Annotated in this window: 21 protein-coding genes; 20 read left to right on the top strand and 1 reads right to left on the bottom strand. The window is 62.3% G+C overall.

Translation table 11 applies throughout. From position 1 onward, the window contains the following. Positions 1–77 precede the first annotated feature (77 nt). From rplF to AC0L2M_RS24240, 20 genes are all read left to right on the top strand, one after another. Positions 78–611 carry a 50S ribosomal protein L6 gene (gene rplF / locus AC0L2M_RS24145; RefSeq protein ID WP_023799285.1) on the top strand — a complete coding sequence of 178 codons (534 nt, stop codon included), beginning with the start codon at positions 78–80 and terminating at the stop codon, positions 609–611. A gap of 193 nt (positions 612–804) precedes the next feature. Further along, positions 805–1,164, top strand: a complete 360-nt coding sequence (gene rplR / locus AC0L2M_RS24150) for a 50S ribosomal protein L18 (protein WP_023799284.1) — start codon at positions 805–807, stop codon at positions 1,162–1,164. Between the two features lie 155 nt (positions 1,165–1,319). Further along, positions 1,320–1,883: a 30S ribosomal protein S5 gene (gene rpsE, locus AC0L2M_RS24155; RefSeq protein ID WP_006333394.1), complete on the top strand. Its 564-nt coding sequence runs from the start codon at positions 1,320–1,322 to the stop codon at positions 1,881–1,883. A 25-nt stretch (positions 1,884–1,908) separates the two neighbouring features. Continuing rightward, complete coding sequence (gene rpmD / locus AC0L2M_RS24160; RefSeq protein WP_006205449.1) at positions 1,909–2,106, top strand: 50S ribosomal protein L30; 198 nt, start codon at positions 1,909–1,911, stop codon at positions 2,104–2,106. A 22-nt stretch (positions 2,107–2,128) separates the two neighbouring features. Continuing rightward, the gene (gene rplO / locus AC0L2M_RS24165; RefSeq protein WP_023799283.1) at positions 2,129–2,602 is read left to right on the top strand and encodes a 50S ribosomal protein L15; all 474 of its coding nucleotides are present in this window, start codon (positions 2,129–2,131) and stop codon (positions 2,600–2,602) included. A 191-nt stretch (positions 2,603–2,793) separates the two neighbouring features. After that, entirely contained in the window at positions 2,794–4,134 is a 1,341-nt protein-coding gene (gene secY / locus AC0L2M_RS24170; RefSeq protein WP_023799282.1) for a preprotein translocase subunit SecY, read from the top strand. Beyond that, positions 4,131–4,751 (top strand): adenylate kinase, encoded by a 621-nt coding sequence (locus tag AC0L2M_RS24175; RefSeq protein WP_128248293.1) that lies wholly within the window; start codon positions 4,131–4,133, stop codon positions 4,749–4,751. Before secY ends, AC0L2M_RS24175 begins: the two co-directional genes overlap by 4 nt. A gap of 191 nt (positions 4,752–4,942) precedes the next feature. Next, on the top strand, positions 4,943–5,311 hold the full coding sequence (gene rpsM / locus AC0L2M_RS24180) for a 30S ribosomal protein S13 (RefSeq protein ID WP_023799280.1): 369 nt from the start codon (positions 4,943–4,945) through the stop codon (positions 5,309–5,311). A gap of 140 nt (positions 5,312–5,451) precedes the next feature. Continuing rightward, entirely contained in the window at positions 5,452–5,841 is a 390-nt protein-coding gene (rpsK, locus tag AC0L2M_RS24185; RefSeq protein ID WP_023799279.1) for a 30S ribosomal protein S11, read from the top strand. A 206-nt stretch (positions 5,842–6,047) separates the two neighbouring features. Next, on the top strand, positions 6,048–7,058 hold the full coding sequence (locus tag AC0L2M_RS24190) for a DNA-directed RNA polymerase subunit alpha (protein WP_023799278.1): 1,011 nt from the start codon (positions 6,048–6,050) through the stop codon (positions 7,056–7,058). Between the two features lie 144 nt (positions 7,059–7,202). After that, entirely contained in the window at positions 7,203–7,634 is a 432-nt protein-coding gene (gene rplQ / locus AC0L2M_RS24195) for a 50S ribosomal protein L17 (RefSeq protein ID WP_023799277.1), read from the top strand. A 195-nt stretch (positions 7,635–7,829) separates the two neighbouring features. Continuing rightward, positions 7,830–9,317 (top strand): DegQ family serine endoprotease, encoded by a 1,488-nt coding sequence (locus tag AC0L2M_RS24200; protein WP_287342267.1) that lies wholly within the window; start codon positions 7,830–7,832, stop codon positions 9,315–9,317. A gap of 51 nt (positions 9,318–9,368) precedes the next feature. After that, positions 9,369–10,679 (top strand): replication-associated recombination protein A, encoded by a 1,311-nt coding sequence (locus tag AC0L2M_RS24205; protein ID WP_473536092.1) that lies wholly within the window; start codon positions 9,369–9,371, stop codon positions 10,677–10,679. Between the two features lie 79 nt (positions 10,680–10,758). Continuing rightward, positions 10,759–11,148, top strand: coding sequence for a fluoride efflux transporter CrcB (gene crcB / locus AC0L2M_RS24210; protein WP_065009800.1), 390 nt, complete (start codon positions 10,759–10,761; stop codon positions 11,146–11,148). Continuing rightward, complete coding sequence (crcB, locus tag AC0L2M_RS24215) at positions 11,145–11,645, top strand: fluoride efflux transporter CrcB (protein WP_473536093.1); 501 nt, start codon at positions 11,145–11,147, stop codon at positions 11,643–11,645. The genes crcB (AC0L2M_RS24210) and crcB (AC0L2M_RS24215) overlap by 4 nt, the downstream gene beginning before the upstream one ends. Next, positions 11,642–11,980, top strand: a complete 339-nt coding sequence (locus tag AC0L2M_RS24220; RefSeq protein WP_473536094.1) for a DUF190 domain-containing protein — start codon at positions 11,642–11,644, stop codon at positions 11,978–11,980. Before crcB (AC0L2M_RS24215) ends, AC0L2M_RS24220 begins: the two co-directional genes overlap by 4 nt. Positions 11,981–12,044: 64 nt before the next feature. After that, positions 12,045–13,025, top strand: a complete 981-nt coding sequence (locus AC0L2M_RS24225) for an RluA family pseudouridine synthase (RefSeq protein ID WP_091591186.1) — start codon at positions 12,045–12,047, stop codon at positions 13,023–13,025. 11 nt (positions 13,026–13,036) lie between these two features. Beyond that, entirely contained in the window at positions 13,037–13,951 is a 915-nt protein-coding gene (locus tag AC0L2M_RS24230; protein ID WP_473536159.1) for a DMT family transporter, read from the top strand. A gap of 11 nt (positions 13,952–13,962) precedes the next feature. Next, positions 13,963–14,754 (top strand): ATP12 family chaperone protein, encoded by a 792-nt coding sequence (locus tag AC0L2M_RS24235; RefSeq protein ID WP_023799269.1) that lies wholly within the window; start codon positions 13,963–13,965, stop codon positions 14,752–14,754. Between the two features lie 286 nt (positions 14,755–15,040). Next, positions 15,041–16,930 carry an MFS transporter gene (locus tag AC0L2M_RS24240; protein WP_473536095.1) on the top strand — a complete coding sequence of 630 codons (1,890 nt, stop codon included), beginning with the start codon at positions 15,041–15,043 and terminating at the stop codon, positions 16,928–16,930. A 92-nt stretch (positions 16,931–17,022) separates the two neighbouring features. On the opposite strand, the gene AC0L2M_RS24245 is transcribed toward AC0L2M_RS24240, so the two are convergent. Continuing rightward, a complete protein-coding gene (locus AC0L2M_RS24245) occupies positions 17,023–17,217 on the bottom strand; it encodes a DUF2735 domain-containing protein (RefSeq protein ID WP_473536096.1) in 195 nt (64 codons plus the stop codon). Positions 17,218–17,311 lie beyond the last annotated feature (94 nt).

Below are 17,311 nucleotides of genomic sequence, written 5' to 3' on the forward strand. Positions count from 1 at the left end.
AAACGTGGAACCCGGATTCGGACAAGATCACGCTCGAAACAGAGACCTGAAACAAGAGAAGTGACGAGGACAACAAAATGTCTCGTATTGGAAAGAAACCCGTTTCGCTGCCGCAGGGCGTGACCGCGACCGTCGACGGCCAGACCGTCACGGCGAAGGGCCCCAAGGGTGAGCTGAAGTTCGTGGTCAACGACGAAGTGCTGGTCAAGATGGAAGGCAGCGAGATCGCTGTCCAGCCACGCGACCAGACCAAGACCGCCCGTTCCAAATGGGGCATGTCGCGCACGCAGATCGTCAACATCCTGCAGGGCGTCAAGGACGGTTTCGAAAAGAAGCTCGAGATCACCGGCGTTGGCTATCGCGCCGCCATGCAGGGCAAGAACCTGCAGCTGGCGCTCGGCTTCAGCCATGACGTCGTCTACGAAACGCCGCAGGACATCACCATCACCGTGCCGAAGCCGACGGAAATCACCGTGACCGGCATCGACAAGCAGAAGGTCGGTCAGGTTGCTGCCGAGATCCGCGAATATCGCGGTCCCGAGCCGTACAAGGGCAAGGGCGTCCGTTACGCTGGCGAGAAGATCGTCCGCAAGGAAGGCAAGAAGAAGTAGTTTCGTCAATGGTGAACGGTGAATGGTAAAATGGCAGAAGGATAGAGCAGGAGCCGGGCGGCACCTGGTTTCTACCTTTCACCATTTTTCCATTCACCATTCACTGCAAATCAACGCCGCGGGGAGCGGTCGCGGGAGGCTTGCCCTACCGCACAGGGTTGCCCCCGTTTTTTGAAGGCAAGGAACTGATATCATGGGCTCGAAAGACTCCACCCAACGCCGCGCTCAGCGCGTCCGCCGCCAGATCAAGAAGGTCGCCGGCGAGCGTCCGCGTCTGTCGGTCCACCGCACGTCGAAGAACATCTACGTCCAGGTCATCGACGACGCCAAGGGCCACACCATCGCTGCCGCCTCGACGCTGGAGAAGGACCTCAAGGGTTCGCTCAAGACCGGTGCCGACACTGCCGCCGCTGTGGCAATCGGCAAGCTGATTGCCGAGCGCGCTTCGAAAGCCGGCGTCAAGGAAGTCGTCTTCGACCGCGGACCATACATCTATCACGGCCGCGTCAAGGCGCTGGCCGAGGCCGCCCGTGAAGGTGGCTTGAGCTTCTAAAGCATGATCCCGAACCGGAGGTCAGCGCAGCAAAAAGTTGCAGACTTTTTGGATAAGATCATGCGAAGGGAAAAATGAATTTCGCCCCCGGCAACCCACAGCGGTGCCGGATATCATCATCAACCGTGCTTCCGGAAAAAAACAAGGAACAGGATATGGCACAGGAACGTAGGGATGGCGGCCGCGGCCGTGATCGCGAAGAGCGCGACGACGGCATGGTGGACAAGCTCGTCCACATCAACCGCGTCGCCAAGGTCGTCAAGGGCGGCCGGCGCTTCGGCTTTGCAGCACTCGTCGTCGTCGGCGACCAGAAGGGCCGTGTCGGCTTCGGTCACGGCAAGGCGCGCGAAGTGCCAGAGGCGATCCGCAAGGCGACCGAATCGGCCAAGCGCGACATGATCTTCGTGCCGCTGCGCTCGGGCCGTACGCTGCATCACGACGTCGAAGGACGCTGGGGTGCCGGACGCGTTCTGCTGCGCGCTGCCAAGCAGGGTACCGGCATCATCGCCGGCGGCCCGATGCGCGCCGTCTTCGAGACGCTCGGCATGCATGACGTGGTCGCCAAGTCGATGGGTTCATCGAACCCCTACAACATGGTTCGCGCCACCTTCGACGCGCTGAAGAGCCAGATGCATCCCAAGGATGTGGCTGCCGCGCGTGGCATCAAGTATTCGACCCTTCAGGCCCGCCGCGGCACCGCCGTTGCGGCCGAAGAATAGTCGACGCTGACCAGGGATATTGACCATGGCCAAGAAAGCAACCAAGACCATCACCGTCGAGCAGATCGGTTCGCCGATCCGCCGGCCGAAGGAGCAGCGCGCGACGCTGGTCGGCCTCGGCCTCAACAAGATGCACAAGCAGCGCACGCTGGAGGACACCCCCTCCGTGCGCGGCATGATCGCTGCCGTCCAGCATCTCGTCCGCGTCGTGGACGAGGGCTGAACCAGAGCGCAGGAGAACTCAGATGAAACTCAACGATCTGCGTGACAAGGACGGCGCGACGCATTCCAGGAAGCGTCTCGGCCGCGGCATCGGTTCCGGCTCGGGCAAGACCGCCGGTCGCGGCGTCAAGGGCCAGAAGGCGCGCTCCGGCGTCGCCGTCAACGGCTTCGAGGGTGGCCAGATGCCGCTCTACCGGCGCTTGCCGAAGCGTGGCTTCAACAACATCTTCGCCAAGAGCTTTGCCGTCGTGTCGCTGGCCCGCATCCAGGCTGCGCTCGATGCCAAGAAGCTCGACGCCAAGACGACCGTGACCGCCGAAGCGCTGGTCGCGGCCGGCGTCATCCGCCGCGTCAAGGACGGCGTGCGCATCCTCTCCGACGGCGAGATCAAGTCGAAGCTTGCCTTCGACGTGGCCGGCGCCTCCAAGGCTGCCGTCGAGAAGATCGAAAAGGCCGGCGGTTCGGTGAAGCTGCCGGAAAAGGCAGCAGCCGAGTAACGGCGATTTGAAGCGCGATCGGCAAGAGCGGGACACGTTTCGCTTTTGATTGCGCTTTGATCCGATCAATATGGCGGCCGCGTCAACGCGGCCGCTTGCATGTTTGCAGTCCGGAGCTTATCTCGTGAGCTTCGGTGACACGCGCCGCCTGAGTTGCGGGCCATCGAGCGTGACCAAGCGGAGAATCAGGCATGGCTTCGGCTGCTGAACAACTAGCCTCGAATCTGAATTTCTCGGCCTTCGCCAAGGCGGAGGATCTGAAGAAGCGCATCTGGTTCACAGTTGGCGCGCTGCTCGTGTACCGCCTCGGCACCTATATCCCGCTGCCCGGCATCAATCCCGACGCTTTCGCCCAGGCCTTCTCGTCGCAAAGCAAGGGCGTGCTTGGCATGTTCAACATGTTCGCCGGCGGCGCCGTCGAGCGCATGGCGATCTTTGCCCTCGGCATCATGCCCTATATCTCCGCTTCCATCATCATGCAGCTGATGACCTCCGTCATCCCGTCACTGGAGTCGCTGAAGAAGGAAGGCGAGCAGGGCCGCAAGGTCATCAACCAGTATACTCGCTACGGCACCGTGCTTTTGGCGCTGGTCCAGGCCTACGGCATTGCGGTCGGGCTGGAAGGCGGCAGCGGCATCGTCAGCGATCCCGGCATGTTCTTCCGCATCTCGACCGTCATCACGCTGGTCGGCGGCACCATGTTCCTGATGTGGCTCGGCGAGCAGATCACCGCCCGCGGCATCGGCAACGGCATTTCGCTGATCATCTTTGCCGGCATCGTCGCTGGCCTGCCGCAAGCCATCTCCGGTACGCTGGAACTTGGCCGCACCGGCGCGCTGTCGACCGGCCTGATCCTGGCGATCATCGTTCTTGCCGTCGTCGTCATCGCGCTGATCGTGTTCTTCGAGCGCGCCCAGCGGCGCTTGCTGATCCAGTATCCCAAGCGCCAGGTCGGCAACCGCATGTTCCAGGGCGACACCTCGCACCTGCCGCTCAAGCTCAACACGGCCGGCGTCATTCCGCCGATCTTCGCCTCTTCGCTGCTGTTGCTGCCGGCGACGGTCGCCGGCTTCTCGCAGACGACCAACATGCCAGCCTGGGCCAGCACCGTCCTGGCGGCACTCGGTCATGGCCAGCCGCTCTACATGGCGTTCTATGCGGCGATGATCGTGTTTTTCGCCTTCTTCTATACGGCGATCGTCTTCAATCCGAAGGACACCGCCGACCAGCTCAAGAAGCATTCGGGTTTCATTCCGGGCTACCGTCCGGGCGAGCGCACCGCGGATTACATCGACTATGTCCTTACCCGCATAACTGTCGTCGGCGCCATTTATCTGGTGCTGGTGTGTCTGCTGCCCGAGTTCCTGATTTCAGCGACTGGCGTACCATTCTACCTCGGTGGCACATCGCTTCTGATCGTGGTCAGTGTAACGCTCGACACGGTGGCGCAAATTCAGGGTCACCTGATCGCGCACCAGTATGAGGGCCTGATCAAGAAGTCGAAGCTGCGCGGGGGGAAGAAGGCCAGATGAGGTTGATATTGCTTGGGCCGCCAGGGGCGGGCAAGGGGACACAAGCACAAAGACTGGTAGAAAAATACGGCATACCCCAACTCTCGACGGGCGATATGCTGCGCGCTGCTGTCCAGGCCGGCACCGAAGTCGGCAAACGGGCCAAGGCGGTGATGGACGCTGGCGAACTGGTTTCCGACGCCATCGTCAACGCCATTGTCGCCGAGCGCATCGATCAGGCCGATTGCGCCGGGGGATTCATCCTTGACGGATATCCGCGAACCCTGGTGCAGGCGGACGCGGTTGAATCGATGCTCTCGGCTCGCCGCCTCACTCTCGATGCCGTCATCGAGCTTGTCGTCGACGACAAGGCGCTGGTTGGTCGAATCGGCAAGCGCGCCGAAGAGGCCAAGGCCGCGGGTCTGCCGGTGCGCAAGGACGACAATCCGGCGGTGTTCGAAGAGCGCCTGAAGGAGTACTACAAGAAGACGTCGCCGCTGATCGGCTACTACTATGCCAAGGGCAAGCTGAGAGGTGTCGACGGCATGGCCGACATCGATGCGGTGACGCGGCAGATCGAAGCGGTGCTCACGGCTGCGACCCCAGCGGCGGCGCAACGGTCTGCGAACGGAAAATAAACGATTGCGCTTGACTGGAGCGGTTCGCTGGGGTATGGCGGCCCGTCTTCCTATCAGGCATGAGGCTTGCTTGCCCGCAAGGGCAAGGCAGCCGCTTTGAACTGGAAACTCCCGCATGGGCCGGCCTCCACCGGACGCGGGGCAACTTTGATAGCGCCGGCTTGTCCGGCCCACATGGAGAAGAGAAGAACATGGCTCGTATAGCCGGCGTCAACATTCCGACCAACAAGCGCGTCGTCATCGCGCTTCAGTACATTCACGGCATTGGCAAGAGCTTCGCCCAGGAGATCGTCGACAAGGTCGGCATCCCGGCCGAGCGCCGCGTCAACCAGCTGACCGACGCGGAAGTGCTGCAGATCCGCGAGACGATCGACCGTGACTACCAGGTCGAGGGCGATCTGCGCCGCGAAGTGTCGATGAACATCAAGCGGCTCATGGACCTCGGCTGCTATCGCGGCCTGCGTCATCGCCGCTCGCTGCCGGTTCGCGGCCAGCGCACGCATACCAATGCGCGCACCCGCAAGGGTCCGGCCAAGTCGATCGCCGGCAAGAAGAAGTAATTTAGGGCAGTACGGGAGTAGGGCAGTAAGGCAATAGGATCGGCAGACATACTGCCCTACTGCCGTACTCCCCCTACTGCCTTCTCCCTGGTGGAGCCGCTGGCATTACGGCGGTGTAGAGATCAACTGAAAGGACCATCATGGCCAAGGAAGCCACACGTGTTCGCCGCCGCGAACGCAAGAATATCTCGTCGGGCGTTGCCCACGTCAACTCGACCTTCAACAACACGATGATCACCATCACCGACGCGCAGGGCAATTCGATTGCCTGGTCGTCGGCGGGAGCCCAGGGCTTCAAGGGATCTCGCAAGTCGACCCCGTTCGCTGCCCAGATGGCTGCCGAGGACGTTGCCAAGAAGGCCCAGGAACACGGCATGCGCATGCTTGAGGTCGAGGTCTGCGGACCGGGCTCGGGTCGTGAATCGGCGCTGCGCGCATTGCAGGCAGCCGGCTTCACCATCACCTCGATCCGTGATGTGACGCCGATCCCGCACAATGGCTGCCGCCCGCGCAAGAAGCGCCGCGTCTAAAGATTGTCGCCCAAGCATTGCCTCGGGCTTGAACCGAGAGCGCAGCGGTTTGGGGCAACGACAGGCATAAGAACAGAGACCTGAAGCGCTACGCGCTTTAGGGAAAAAATTACCGAACGCCGCGCGAACGCCAGGAGCGTTCCTCCACGGCATTCCAGGTCGCCCGCCACGATTGGATGGTGGCGGGTCAACGGAAGGAAAGCATCATGATCCAGAAAAATTGGCAGGAACTGATCAAGCCGAACAAGATCGAGTTCTCTTCGAAGAAGAAGACGCTGACCACGCTGGTCGCCGAGCCGCTCGAGCGCGGCTTTGGTCTGACCCTCGGCAACGCGTTGCGTCGCGTGCTTCTGTCTTCGCTGCGTGGCGCGGCGGTGACCGCCGTGCAGATCGACGGCGTTCTGCATGAATTCTCGTCCATCGCCGGCGTGCGCGAGGACGTGACCGACATCGTCTTGAACATCAAGGAAATCGCCATCCGCATGGAAGGTGACGGCCCCAAGCGCATGGTCGTGCGCAAGCAGGGACCGGGCGCTGTTCTGGCCGGCGACATCCAGACGGTCGGCGACGTCGAGATCCTCAATCCCGACCACGTCATCTGCACGCTGGACGAGGGCGCTGAAATCCGCATGGAGTTCACCGTCGATACCGGCAAGGGCTACGTTCCGGCCGACCGCAATCGCGCCGAAGACGCGCCGATCGGCCTCATCCCCGTCGACAGCCTCTACTCGCCGGTCAAGAAGGTCTCCTACAAGGTCGAGAACACCCGCGAGGGCCAGGTTCTCGACTACGACAAGCTGACCATGACGATCGACACCGACGGTTCGATCTCGGGCGAGGACGCGGTGGCTTTCGCCGCCCGCATCCTGCAGGACCAGCTTGGCCTGTTCGTCAATTTCGACGAGCCGCAGAAGGAAGTCGCCGCCGAGCAGGTGACCGAGCTTGCCTTCAACCCGGCGCTGCTCAAGAAGGTCGACGAGCTCGAGCTTTCGGTGCGTTCGGCCAACTGCCTGAAGAACGACAACATCGTCTATATCGGCGACTTGATCCAGAAGACCGAAGCCGAGATGCTGCGCACCCCGAACTTCGGCCGCAAGTCGCTGAACGAGATCAAGGAAGTCCTGGCGGCGATGGGCCTGCACCTCGGCATGGAAGTGCCGGATTGGCCGCCGGAAAACATCGAAGACCTCGCCAAGCGTTACGAAGATCAATACTGACCGGTGAATTGAGAATGGTGAAATGGTGAATGGTCGTCGGTCGGCGACTTCGGAGAGGTAGAGCCCTTCCATTCACCATTCACTATTGACCAGTCACAAAACGAAACAGCCGGGCCAACCGCCCACAACACCAGGAGAAGAGCCATGCGCCACGGATTTAAAGGCCGCCGGTTCGCCCGCAGCATAAGCCACCGCAAGTCGATGTTTGCCAATCTTGCCGTGTCGCTCATCGAGCATGAGCAGATCCTCACCACCTTGCCGAAGGCGAAGGATCTGCGTCCGATCGTCGAGAAGCTGGTGACGCTAGGCAAGCGCGGCGACCTGCATGCCCGCCGCCAGGTGATTGCCCAGATCGGCAATGAAGGCGTCGTCAAGCGCTTATTCGACACGATCGCGCCGCGCTACGCCACCCGCAACGGCGGCTATCTGCGCATCATGAAGGCGGGCTTCCGCCACGGCGACAATGCCGCCATGGCGGTCATCGAGTTCGTCGATCGCGACACCTCGGCCAAGGGCGCCGGCGACCGTGCCCGCATCGAGGCAGAAGGCACTGACGAGGAAGCCGCAGCCGCATAAGCTTCGGTTTTCCCTCAAGGAGTTCAAAAGGGCCTGCGGGCCCTTTTGTGCGTTCTGGACGCGGTAGGGAGCATTGCGGGGACTGTCTTGACTTAAGCCCATGTCTTTTCCTCGAGAATAATTCGATTACATCGACTTAGCCTTTCATTTTGCACAATCGTCGGGACAATGGCGCCCGACCCCGGAGGATTCGGAATGCGCGTAAAACGGATGTCCCTTGTTCTACTCTGCGCCTTGACGGCGGCGGCAGTCGTGCCGGCCGCCAGGCAGGCGCTGGCTCAGGACACCAAGGCCGATCCCGGTCTGTCCGACGTGCTGACCGACATGTTGCGCGGCGCCGAAGGCGAAAATGCCACCTCCGGTCCAGACAAGCGCGTGCCGTTCGGCCGCGAGGAGATGCAACTGTCGTTTGCGCCGCTGGTCAAGCAGACGGCGCCGGCCGTGGTCAATGTCTATGCCTCGCAAACGGCCAGGCTGAGGTCGCCCTTCGACGGCGATCCGTTCTTCGAAGAGTTCTTCGGTCGTTCGCAGCCGCGCGCGCAGTCTTCGCTCGGCTCCGGCGTGCTGGTCGACCCGACAGGCATAGTGGTCACCAATTTCCACGTCATCAAGGACGCCGATCAGGTCAAGGTCGCCACCGCGGACGGGCGTGAATTCGACAGCAAGGTGCTGCTCAAGGACGAGACGCTTGACCTCGCCGTGCTCAAGATCTCCGCCGACAAGCCATTTCCGGTCGTCGCCATCGGCGATTCCGACGCGCTTGAGGTCGGCGACCTGTTGTTGGCCATCGGCAACCCCTTCGGTGTCGGCCAGACCACCACCAGCGGCATCGTTTCGGCACTTGCCCGCAGCCACATCGGCGTTTCCGATTCCAGTTTCTTCATCCAGACCGACGCTGCGATCAATCCCGGCAATTCCGGCGGTGCGCTGATCAACATGGGTGGCCAACTGGTCGGCATCAACACGGCGATCTACAGCCGCAGCGGTGGCTCGATCGGCATCGGCTTTGCTATTCCCTCCAATATGGTTCGCGCATTTGCCGATGCGGCCAAGGCCGGGCGCGACTTCTTCGAGAGGCCGTATATCGGCGCCGAATTCGAGCGCGTGACGCCGCAAATCGCCGAATCGCTCGGTCTCGAGACGCCGACCGGGGCACTGGTTTCGTCCATCGACGAAGCCGGGCCGGCGGCCAAGGCGGGGCTCAAGGCCGGTGACGTCGTGCTGTCGCTCAATGGCACGCCGGTCGAGAGCATCGAGGCGCTGGATTACCGGATGGCGACGCTGTCGATCGGCACCAATGCCGGCTTCGCCGTTCTGAGCAAAGGCCAGCAAGCGGCGATGGACATCGCGCTGGAGCGTGCGCCGGAAGGTGCGAAACTCGCGGAAGTGACGCTGCGCGGTCGCAGCCCGTTCTCCGGTGCCAAGGTTGCGGAACTGTCGCCGCGGCTCGCCCAGCGGCTCGGCATTCGCACGGACGTCAAGGGTGTTACGGTGATCGACATCAATCGCGGTTCGCCCGCAGCCGGTTTCGGCTTCCAGCCGGGCGACATCGTTCGCGAGGTCAACGGCTTGACCATCGATACCGCGGCGACCCTGGAGCAGGCAGCCATGCAGGAGACGCGCTGGTGGCGCTTTACCGTCGAGCGCGGCGGGCAGATACTGCGCCAGGTGTTGCGTTACTGAGCCCGAGCGTCGATCCTTCGGACGAGATCGCGCTCCAACGAAAAGACGTGCATGGCCGATCTGTTCAGTGTCGATGAACCGGAAAAGGCGCCGCCCGGCAGGCCGCTGGCCGACCGGCTGCGCCCGCAGAACCTCAGCGAGGTCGTCGGCCAGGAGCATCTGACCGGACCCGACGGCGCGCTAACGCGGCTGATCGGCTCCGGCTCGCTCGGCTCGATGATCTTCTGGGGGCCGCCCGGGACGGGCAAGACCACGGTCGCGCGGCTGCTTGCCGGCGAAACCAGCCTTGCGTTCCAACAGATATCGGCGGTGTTTTCCGGAGTCGCCGACCTGAAGAGAGTGTTCGAGGCGGCGAAGCTGCGCCGCACCAACGGCCGTCAGACGCTGCTCTTCGTCGACGAGATCCATCGCTTCAACCGCGCCCAGCAGGACAGTTTTCTGCCTGTGATGGAAGACGGCACCGTCGTGTTGGTTGGCGCCACCACCGAAAACCCGTCCTTCGAGCTGAATGCCGCGCTACTGTCCCGCGCGCGCGTGCTGGTCTTTCATTCGCTCGGTGAGGACAGCATCGCAAAACTGCTGGCCCGTGCCGAGGAGACCGAGGGCAGGGCGCTGCCGCTCGACGACGAGGCGAGGGCGATGCTCGTCCGCATGAGCGATGGCGATGGTCGTGCGGCGCTGACGCTGGCCGAAGAGGTCTGGCGCGCCGCCAAGTCAGGCGAGGTGTTCAGCGCCGAAGGCCTGCAGCGCATCGTCCAGCGCCGCGCGCCGATCTACGACAAGGGCCAGGACGGCCATTACAATCTGATCTCGGCGCTACACAAATCGGTGCGCGGCTCCGACCCCGACGCCGCCCTCTATTATCTCGCCCGCATGTTCGATGCCGGCGAGGATCCGCTCTATCTCGGCCGCCGCCTGGTGCGCATGGCGATGGAGGATATCGGGCTGGCAGACCCGCAGGCGCTGGTCGTCGCCAATGCCGCCAAGGATGCCTACGACTATCTGGGCTCGCCAGAGGGCGAGCTCGCCTTCGCCGAGGCCACGGTCTATCTCGCCAGCGCGCCCAAATCCAACGCCGTCTACACCGCCTTCAAGGCTGCCACACAGGCGGCTAAGGAGTTCGGCTCATTGCTGCCGCCCAAACACATCCTCAACGCCCCGACCAAGCTGATGAAGGAAGAAGATTACGGCGCCGGCTACCGTTACGACCACGACGAGCCGGACGCTTTTTCCGGACAGGATTATTTTCCGGAAAAGATGGGCCGCCGTAAATTCTATGATCCGCCGGAGCGCGGCTTCGAACGCGATATCAGGAAACGGCTCGACTATTGGGCGAAGCTGCGCTGCGAGCGGGAAAAGTAGGCTCGCGCGGCCCTGCGGTCTCTTGAGACCAAGAAGGCCGGATCTGCCTGACACCGCAGCTTGACCGGCAAGAGGGAGCATGATGTATCATCTGTTGCTTGTCTGTCTTGGCGGCGCGATCGGCGCGATGGCCCGCTTCTTCCTGTCCGGCTTCGTCGCCCGCCGGGTCGGCGAGACCTTTCCCTGGGGCACAATGGTCGTCAACGTTTCGGGGGCATTTGCGATCGGTGTCGTTGCGCATGCGGTGGCGCGCGACAGCATGCCCGCCATCTGGGCCTTTGCCGCAACCGGCGGCCTCGGCTGCTACACCACGGTTTCCTCCTTTAGCCTGCAGACGCTGGCACTGGCGCGTGAGGGCGAATGGCTGCGCGCCGGTGGCAATGTGCTGCTTTCGGTCTTTCTGAGCCTCGGTGGTGTGACGCTGGGCTTTGCCGCAGGAAGTCTTCTGATTGGCAGTGGGGCGCCATGAGCAGCCCGCGGAAGCTCCGCTCCGGCGGGACGGACACCGCCGCAGCAGAGCATGCGGCGCGCCTTATTAGCTGGCGCAAAACGAACGAAGCGGTTCGGATCTATGCGACCGTGGCCGCAGGCAGCATGATTGGCGGCGTGCTGCGGGCGCTTGCCTCGCTGACGAGCACTGCCCTGTGGGGCAATGGATTCCCATTCGGCACGCTCCTCGTGAATATTGTCGGCTCATTCCTCATCGGCTTCTACGCGACATTGACGGGGCCGGATGGCCGCGTCTTCGCCAGCCCGTTGCAGCGCCAGTTCTTCATGGCCGGCTTCTGCGGTGGCCTGACGACCTTCTCCGCCTTTAGCCTTGAAACGCTCACCCTCGCGCAAAGCGGGAAGCTTATGGCGGCTGCGCTTAATATCGCGATCTCCGTGGTAACGTGGCTTACCGCCGTCTGGCTTGGCCACATCCTTGCAGTGCGCCTCAACCGGCTGAGAGGATCCACGCAATGAAGATACCAAGACGGGCGCAGTTGCTGCGCATATTCATCGGCGAGAACGACAGGGCAGACGGTCGTCCGCTGTATGAGGCGATTGTACTGAAGGCCCGCGAAATGCAGATTGCCGGCGCGACCGTCCTGCGCGGGGCTATGGGGTTCGGCCATTCCAGCCGGCTTCACACGTCGAAGATCCTCCGTCTGTCGGAGGATCTTCCCCTTGTGATCGAGATCGTCGATGACGAGGAAAAGATAGCCGCTTTCCTGCCCGTCCTTGAAACAATCATGACAAGTGGTTTGATCACACTGGAGAAAGTTCAGGTTCTGCAATATGGAACCGATAACGAATGATCGAGTGTGAGGTTGCGGGTGCCGGTGAATGCCGTTGCATGCTCGCGAAACGGCGATTGGAATTATGGCAGGCGTTGAACAGATCACGGTGGAGGCCGGCGAGGCGGGCATGCGGCTCGACCGCTGGTTCAAGACCCATTTTCCGGGCCTTGGCTTCGGCCATCTGCAAAAACTGCTGCGCTCCGGCCAGATCCGTGTCGATGGCGGCAGGGTTAAGGCCGATACCCGCGTCGAGCCGGGCCAGACGGTTCGCATCCCACCGCTCGAAGTGGACAAGAAGGGCGAGAGCCCGCTCACCGGTCACTCGATCCGCAACCAGGGCGACGCCGACGTTCTGGCCAAGATGCTGATCCATGAAGATCCGAAAGTGTTCGTCTTCAACAAGCCGGCCGGCCTCGCCGTCCAGGGTGGCTCAGGTGTCACCCGCAATGTCGACGACATGCTGGAAGCCTGGCGCAGCCAGAAGGGCGAGAAACCGCGTCTGGTGCACCGGCTCGACCGCGACACGTCTGGCGTGCTGGTCGTCGCCCGCACCAGGCTCGCCGCCATGAAGCTTGCCGAGGCGTTCCGGGCGCGTGAGACCAAGAAGACCTACTGGGCGCTGGTCAAGGGCGTGCCGCCGAAGCGCGAGGACAAGATCTCGACCTGGCTGATCAAGGAACCGACGCCCGACGGCGATCGGGTGCGCGTGGCCAAGCATGGCGAAAAGGGCGCCGACCACGCAGTGTCTTATTACCGGATCGTCGAGCAGGCGGCGCAGACCCTGTCCTGGCTGGAGATGGAACCCTATACCGGCCGAACCCACCAGCTTCGCGTCCATGCCGCTCACATCGGCTGCCCGATCATCGGCGATCCCAAATATTTCGAGGCCGATACCAATTGGGATTTTCCCGGCGGCATGCAGAACCGCTTGCATCTGCACGCGCGCCGCATCGTCATCCCGCATCCCGACAAGGGTTTCATCGACGTCACCGCACCGATGCCGCCGCATATGCGCCAGAGCTGGAACCTGATCGGCTTCGACGACGCCAGCGCGGAGGACTAGGTCCAGTGGGCATGGCCACAGATACGCTCGACCGTCGCGACAGGGTCGACATGGCCGCCGCCGCCATCATGGTCGGGCTGACCTTTTCCTGGGGGCTGAACTACGTCGCCGCCAAGATCTCCTATGCCGGCTACGATCCCGTTTTCCTGTCGATCGCACGGTCGGTCATCGGCGGGCTGTGCGTTCTCGTCTGGTGCCGCTGGCGCGGCATTGCGCTTTTTACCCGCGACGGAACCCTTGTCGCCGGCATTCTGGCAGGCGCGCTTTTTGGTCTCGAGTTCCTGTTTCTCTATGTCGGGCTCGAACAGACGACCGTCGCGCGCAACACCTTGCTGGTCAACACCATGCCGTTCTGGGTGCTGGTCGGCGGGCATTTCCTGCTCAACGAACGCATCACCGCGCGCCGGCTCGTCGGCCTTCTGCTCGCTTTCGCCGGATTGGTCGCGGTGTTCTCCGACCAGTTGAGCGCCGATAACGGTGCGACCCTGATTGGTGATCTGCTCAGTCTCGGCGCCGGCATTCTGTGGGCCTTGACCTACATCGTCATCAAGCGCACGAAACTGGCGGAAACGAGCGCCGAGAAGTTGCTGCTCTACCAACTGGCCGGCGCTGCGATGGTCGGCGCCTTGGTGCTGCCTTTCGCCGGGCCGCCCGTCCGCGACTTCGCCGCTTTGCCGACCTTGGCCTTGCTTTTCCAGGCGATCTACATCGTCGCCTTCACCTATGTGCTCTGGTTCTGGTTGCTGCGGCGCTATCCGGCATCGGGCCTGTCGAGCTTCACCTTCCTTTCGCCGGTGTTCGGCGTCCTGTGCGGCGCCATCTTCTTGAACGAGCCTCTGACCATCCGTATTTTCCTGGCACTCGGCCTCATCGCAGCCGGTCTGATCATTGTGAATCGGCCGGCCCGAAAACAGATCCCCGGATGAAAGGCTCCGGCATGCGCGATATTCTCAACGACCTCGAAGCGGGAAAGCAGCTTTCCGATCCGGATCCGGTGCGCCGTGCCCAGATCCAGATGAAGACGCACCTGCCGAAACGCTTTTACAAAACCGTCTCGGTCGCACCGGCCGAAGCTGGTTTTGCGGTTCATCTCGATGGCAAGCCGGTCCGTACGCCGGGCAAAGCGCTTCTGATCCTGCCGACCGAAAAAGCCGCCGCTCTGGTCGCCGGCGAGTTCGCCGCGCAAGGCGAGACGATCGACCCGATGACGATGCCGGTCATGCGTCTGGTCAACACGGCCATCGACGGCGTCGCCAGCGACCCGCAGGCGGTTTTGGAAGACATCCTGCGCTTTGCCTCGTCCGACCTGCTCTGCTATCGCGCCGACGCCCCCCAAGGGCTCGTCGATCGGCAGAACGAATATTGGGACCCCGTCATCGATTGGGCGCGGAGCGCGCTCGGCGCCCGGTTTCAACTCGCCGAAGGGGTGATCCATGTCGAGCAGCCGCGCGAGAGCATCGCGGTGCTCGGCGTTCATCTTGCCCAGCGTGCCGACCCGCTCCGGCTTGCCGCCATCCACGTCATGACGTCGCTGACGGGATCGGCACTGCTGGCGCTGGCCGTCGATTTCGGCGAGATCGACGGCGAGGCAGCCTGGGCCGCCGGCCATGTCGACGAGGACTGGCAGGCCGAGCACTGGGGCCATGACGCGGAAGCCGTCGCCCGCCGTGCCCACCGCAAGCGCGACATGATGGCCGCCGTCGGTCTCCTCGAGGCGCTCAAGGGCTGACGGCAATCGCCGCCCTCATTCGTTTCGCCTTGCCCTATTAGAGCGACGTGCGTTCCAGTTGGACGTGCAAAATACGCTCTAACACTTTGAATCTATGCATCGTGCTTTCCGAACATCGCTTCCGATGTTCGGGCCGATGCATTGGACCAAAGTCATAATCCCAAAGACGGGCTGCCTCTGGGCGGCGCTTTCTGTCACTTCTCGCGGCGATAGCTGCCCGAGTTCGTGTCCAGAGGCGACACCGCGCAGCATCAAGCACAGCGAGATGTCACGGGAGGACGAATTCATGGCAATGGCAGCGACCGCCGGCAGAGCAAGCCGCGGAATGACGCGGGAAGAGAAGAAAGTCATCTTCGCCTCCTCGCTCGGCACCGTTTTCGAATGGTACGATTTCTATCTCTACGGCGCATTGGCGGCAGCGATCGGCTCGACATTCTTCAACTCGTATCCGGAAGCGACGCGCAACATCTTTACGCTGCTGGTTTTCGCCGCTGGCTTCCTCGTGCGCCCGTTCGGCGCGCTGGTGTTTGGCCGCATCGGTGATCTCGTAGGTCGCAAATACACCTTTCTCGTCACTATCATGATCATGGGCCTGTCGACCTTCCTGGTCGGCCTGCTGCCTGGTTCGGCAAGCTGGGGCATTGCAGCGCCTATTATCCTGATTGCGCTGCGCATGCTGCAGGGCCTGGCGCTCGGTGGTGAATATGGCGGTGCGGCGACCTATGTGGCCGAGCATGCGCCCGACGACCGCCGCGGCTTCTACACATCGTGGATCCAGACGACGGCGACGCTCGGCCTGTTCCTGTCGCTGGTCGTCATCCTTATCGTGCAAAATTCGCTGAGTAAGGAGGATTTCGAGGCTTGGGGCTGGCGTGTTCCATTCCTGCTCTCAGCCATTCTGCTCGGCATATCGGTCTGGATTCGCCTGTCGCTTGCCGAATCGCCGACCTTCCAGCGCATGAAGGACGAGGGTAAGGGCTCCAAGGCGCCGCTGACGGAAGCCTTCGGACAGTGGAAAAATGCCAAGATCGCCATTTTGGCGCTTTTCGGCCTTACTGCCGGCCAGGCCGTGGTTTGGTACAACGGCCAATTCTACGCGCTGTTTTTCCTGCAGAACGTGCTCAAGGTCGACGGCCAGTCGGTCAACATCATGATCGCCATCGCGCTGGCGCTCGGCACGATCTTCTTTGTCGTGTTCGGCTGGCTCTCCGACAAGATCGGCCGCAAGCCGATCATCATGGCGGGCCTGGCGCTGGCGATCGTCACCACCTTCCCGCTGTTCAAGGCGCTGACCTGGGCAGCCAACCCGGCGCTCGCCACCGCGCAGCAAAACACCCGTGCCACGATCACCGCTGCGCCTGGCGACTGCAAGTTCCAGTTCAATCCGACCGGAACGCGCAAGCCTCTGACATCGTGCGATATTGCGACGGATTTCCTTGCCAAGAGCTCGGTGCCCTATGACATCGTCACCACGGCGGCGCCGGGGACCGCGGCCAGTGTCAAGATCGGCACCGCAACGGTGGCGTCCTATGACGCCGTGGCAGCCGCAGACAAGGCAACTTCAAGCGATGCCGCGTTCAAGAAGGCAATCAACATTGCCTTGCGGGACGGCGGCTATCCGTTGAAGCGTGGTGCGGCCAAGGTCGCAGACCAGAAGCTTGAAGCCTTCGTCGCGGCCAATCCGGAGCTGAAGCTCGACGCCGCCGCAATCCGTGCCGGCGACAAGACGACGGTTGCGGCCGACAAGGCGATCAAGGACAAGCTGCTGACGGCCGATGAGGCCGCGGCGGGAGCGCCCGAGATCACGGTCTACAGCGTCCCGGGAGCAGGCGCCTTTGCGATGTTTGCCGACCCTGAACAGGTCAGCTGGGCAAGGGTCATCGGCATCCTGTTCATCCTGGTCCTTTACGTGACCATGGTCTACGGACCGATCGCCGCGATCCTGGTAGAAATGTTCCCGACCCGCATCCGCTATACCGGCATGTCGTTGCCCTATCACATCGGCAATGGCTGGTTCGGCGGCCTGCTGCCGGCGACGGTGTTCGCGCTCAGCGCCTACAGCGGCGATATCTATTACGGCCTCTGGTATCCGGTGGTGATCGCTGCGATGTCGCTGGTCATCGGTACGATCTTTGTTAGGGATACGCTGGGAACGGACTTGCACGCCAAGACCTGATCCTCGCCTGACAGCAAAAATGAAAAGCCCGGCGCGAGTGATCGCGCCGGGCTTTGCTTTGCAATTCGTCAAAAGCGATGCGGAGGAATGGTTTAGCTCTTCCGGCCCTGTTTTTCTTCCTCGATGGCCGCTTCGTGATACCAGCCGCTTCCGAAATCCGTACGGTTGCGCAATGAAGCAAGTTCTGCCGCGAACTTAGCCTTTCCGCTTAAATTTGAGGCAGAAGCGCGCGCTGCCACCGGGAACATCAGGATTTTGGCCGACTGACGGGTAGGAGTGATTTCCATTGTCGGTCTCCCTTCTTCTGCAGAGCCTTGCCGATTCAATCTTTCCCGAAGATAGGTTCTGCAATCCGGTTAGGCAATATGATTATAAAAAGAT

It is taken from the genome of Mesorhizobium sp. WSM4806 (assembly GCF_055811635.1).

Coding starts and splice junctions, on each gene's coding strand:
- rplF (WP_023799285.1), top strand. CDS start 78: ATGTCTCGTATTGGAAAGAAACCCGTTTCGCTGCCGCAGGGCGTGACC.
- rplR (WP_023799284.1), top strand. CDS start 805: ATGGGCTCGAAAGACTCCACCCAACGCCGCGCTCAGCGCGTCCGCCGC.
- rpsE (WP_006333394.1), top strand. CDS start 1,320: ATGGCACAGGAACGTAGGGATGGCGGCCGCGGCCGTGATCGCGAAGAG.
- rpmD (WP_006205449.1), top strand. CDS start 1,909: ATGGCCAAGAAAGCAACCAAGACCATCACCGTCGAGCAGATCGGTTCG.
- rplO (WP_023799283.1), top strand. CDS start 2,129: ATGAAACTCAACGATCTGCGTGACAAGGACGGCGCGACGCATTCCAGG.
- secY (WP_023799282.1), top strand. CDS start 2,794: ATGGCTTCGGCTGCTGAACAACTAGCCTCGAATCTGAATTTCTCGGCC.
- AC0L2M_RS24175 (WP_128248293.1), top strand. CDS start 4,131: ATGAGGTTGATATTGCTTGGGCCGCCAGGGGCGGGCAAGGGGACACAA.
- rpsM (WP_023799280.1), top strand. CDS start 4,943: ATGGCTCGTATAGCCGGCGTCAACATTCCGACCAACAAGCGCGTCGTC.
- rpsK (WP_023799279.1), top strand. CDS start 5,452: ATGGCCAAGGAAGCCACACGTGTTCGCCGCCGCGAACGCAAGAATATC.
- AC0L2M_RS24190 (WP_023799278.1), top strand. CDS start 6,048: ATGATCCAGAAAAATTGGCAGGAACTGATCAAGCCGAACAAGATCGAG.
- rplQ (WP_023799277.1), top strand. CDS start 7,203: ATGCGCCACGGATTTAAAGGCCGCCGGTTCGCCCGCAGCATAAGCCAC.
- AC0L2M_RS24200 (WP_287342267.1), top strand. CDS start 7,830: ATGCGCGTAAAACGGATGTCCCTTGTTCTACTCTGCGCCTTGACGGCG.
- AC0L2M_RS24205 (WP_473536092.1), top strand. CDS start 9,369: ATGGCCGATCTGTTCAGTGTCGATGAACCGGAAAAGGCGCCGCCCGGC.
- crcB (WP_065009800.1), top strand. CDS start 10,759: ATGATGTATCATCTGTTGCTTGTCTGTCTTGGCGGCGCGATCGGCGCG.
- crcB (WP_473536093.1), top strand. CDS start 11,145: ATGAGCAGCCCGCGGAAGCTCCGCTCCGGCGGGACGGACACCGCCGCA.
- AC0L2M_RS24220 (WP_473536094.1), top strand. CDS start 11,642: ATGAAGATACCAAGACGGGCGCAGTTGCTGCGCATATTCATCGGCGAG.
- AC0L2M_RS24225 (WP_091591186.1), top strand. CDS start 12,045: ATGGCAGGCGTTGAACAGATCACGGTGGAGGCCGGCGAGGCGGGCATG.
- AC0L2M_RS24230 (WP_473536159.1), top strand. CDS start 13,037: ATGGCCACAGATACGCTCGACCGTCGCGACAGGGTCGACATGGCCGCC.
- AC0L2M_RS24235 (WP_023799269.1), top strand. CDS start 13,963: ATGCGCGATATTCTCAACGACCTCGAAGCGGGAAAGCAGCTTTCCGAT.
- AC0L2M_RS24240 (WP_473536095.1), top strand. CDS start 15,041: ATGGCAATGGCAGCGACCGCCGGCAGAGCAAGCCGCGGAATGACGCGG.
- AC0L2M_RS24245 (WP_473536096.1), bottom strand. CDS start 17,217: ATGGAAATCACTCCTACCCGTCAGTCGGCCAAAATCCTGATGTTCCCG.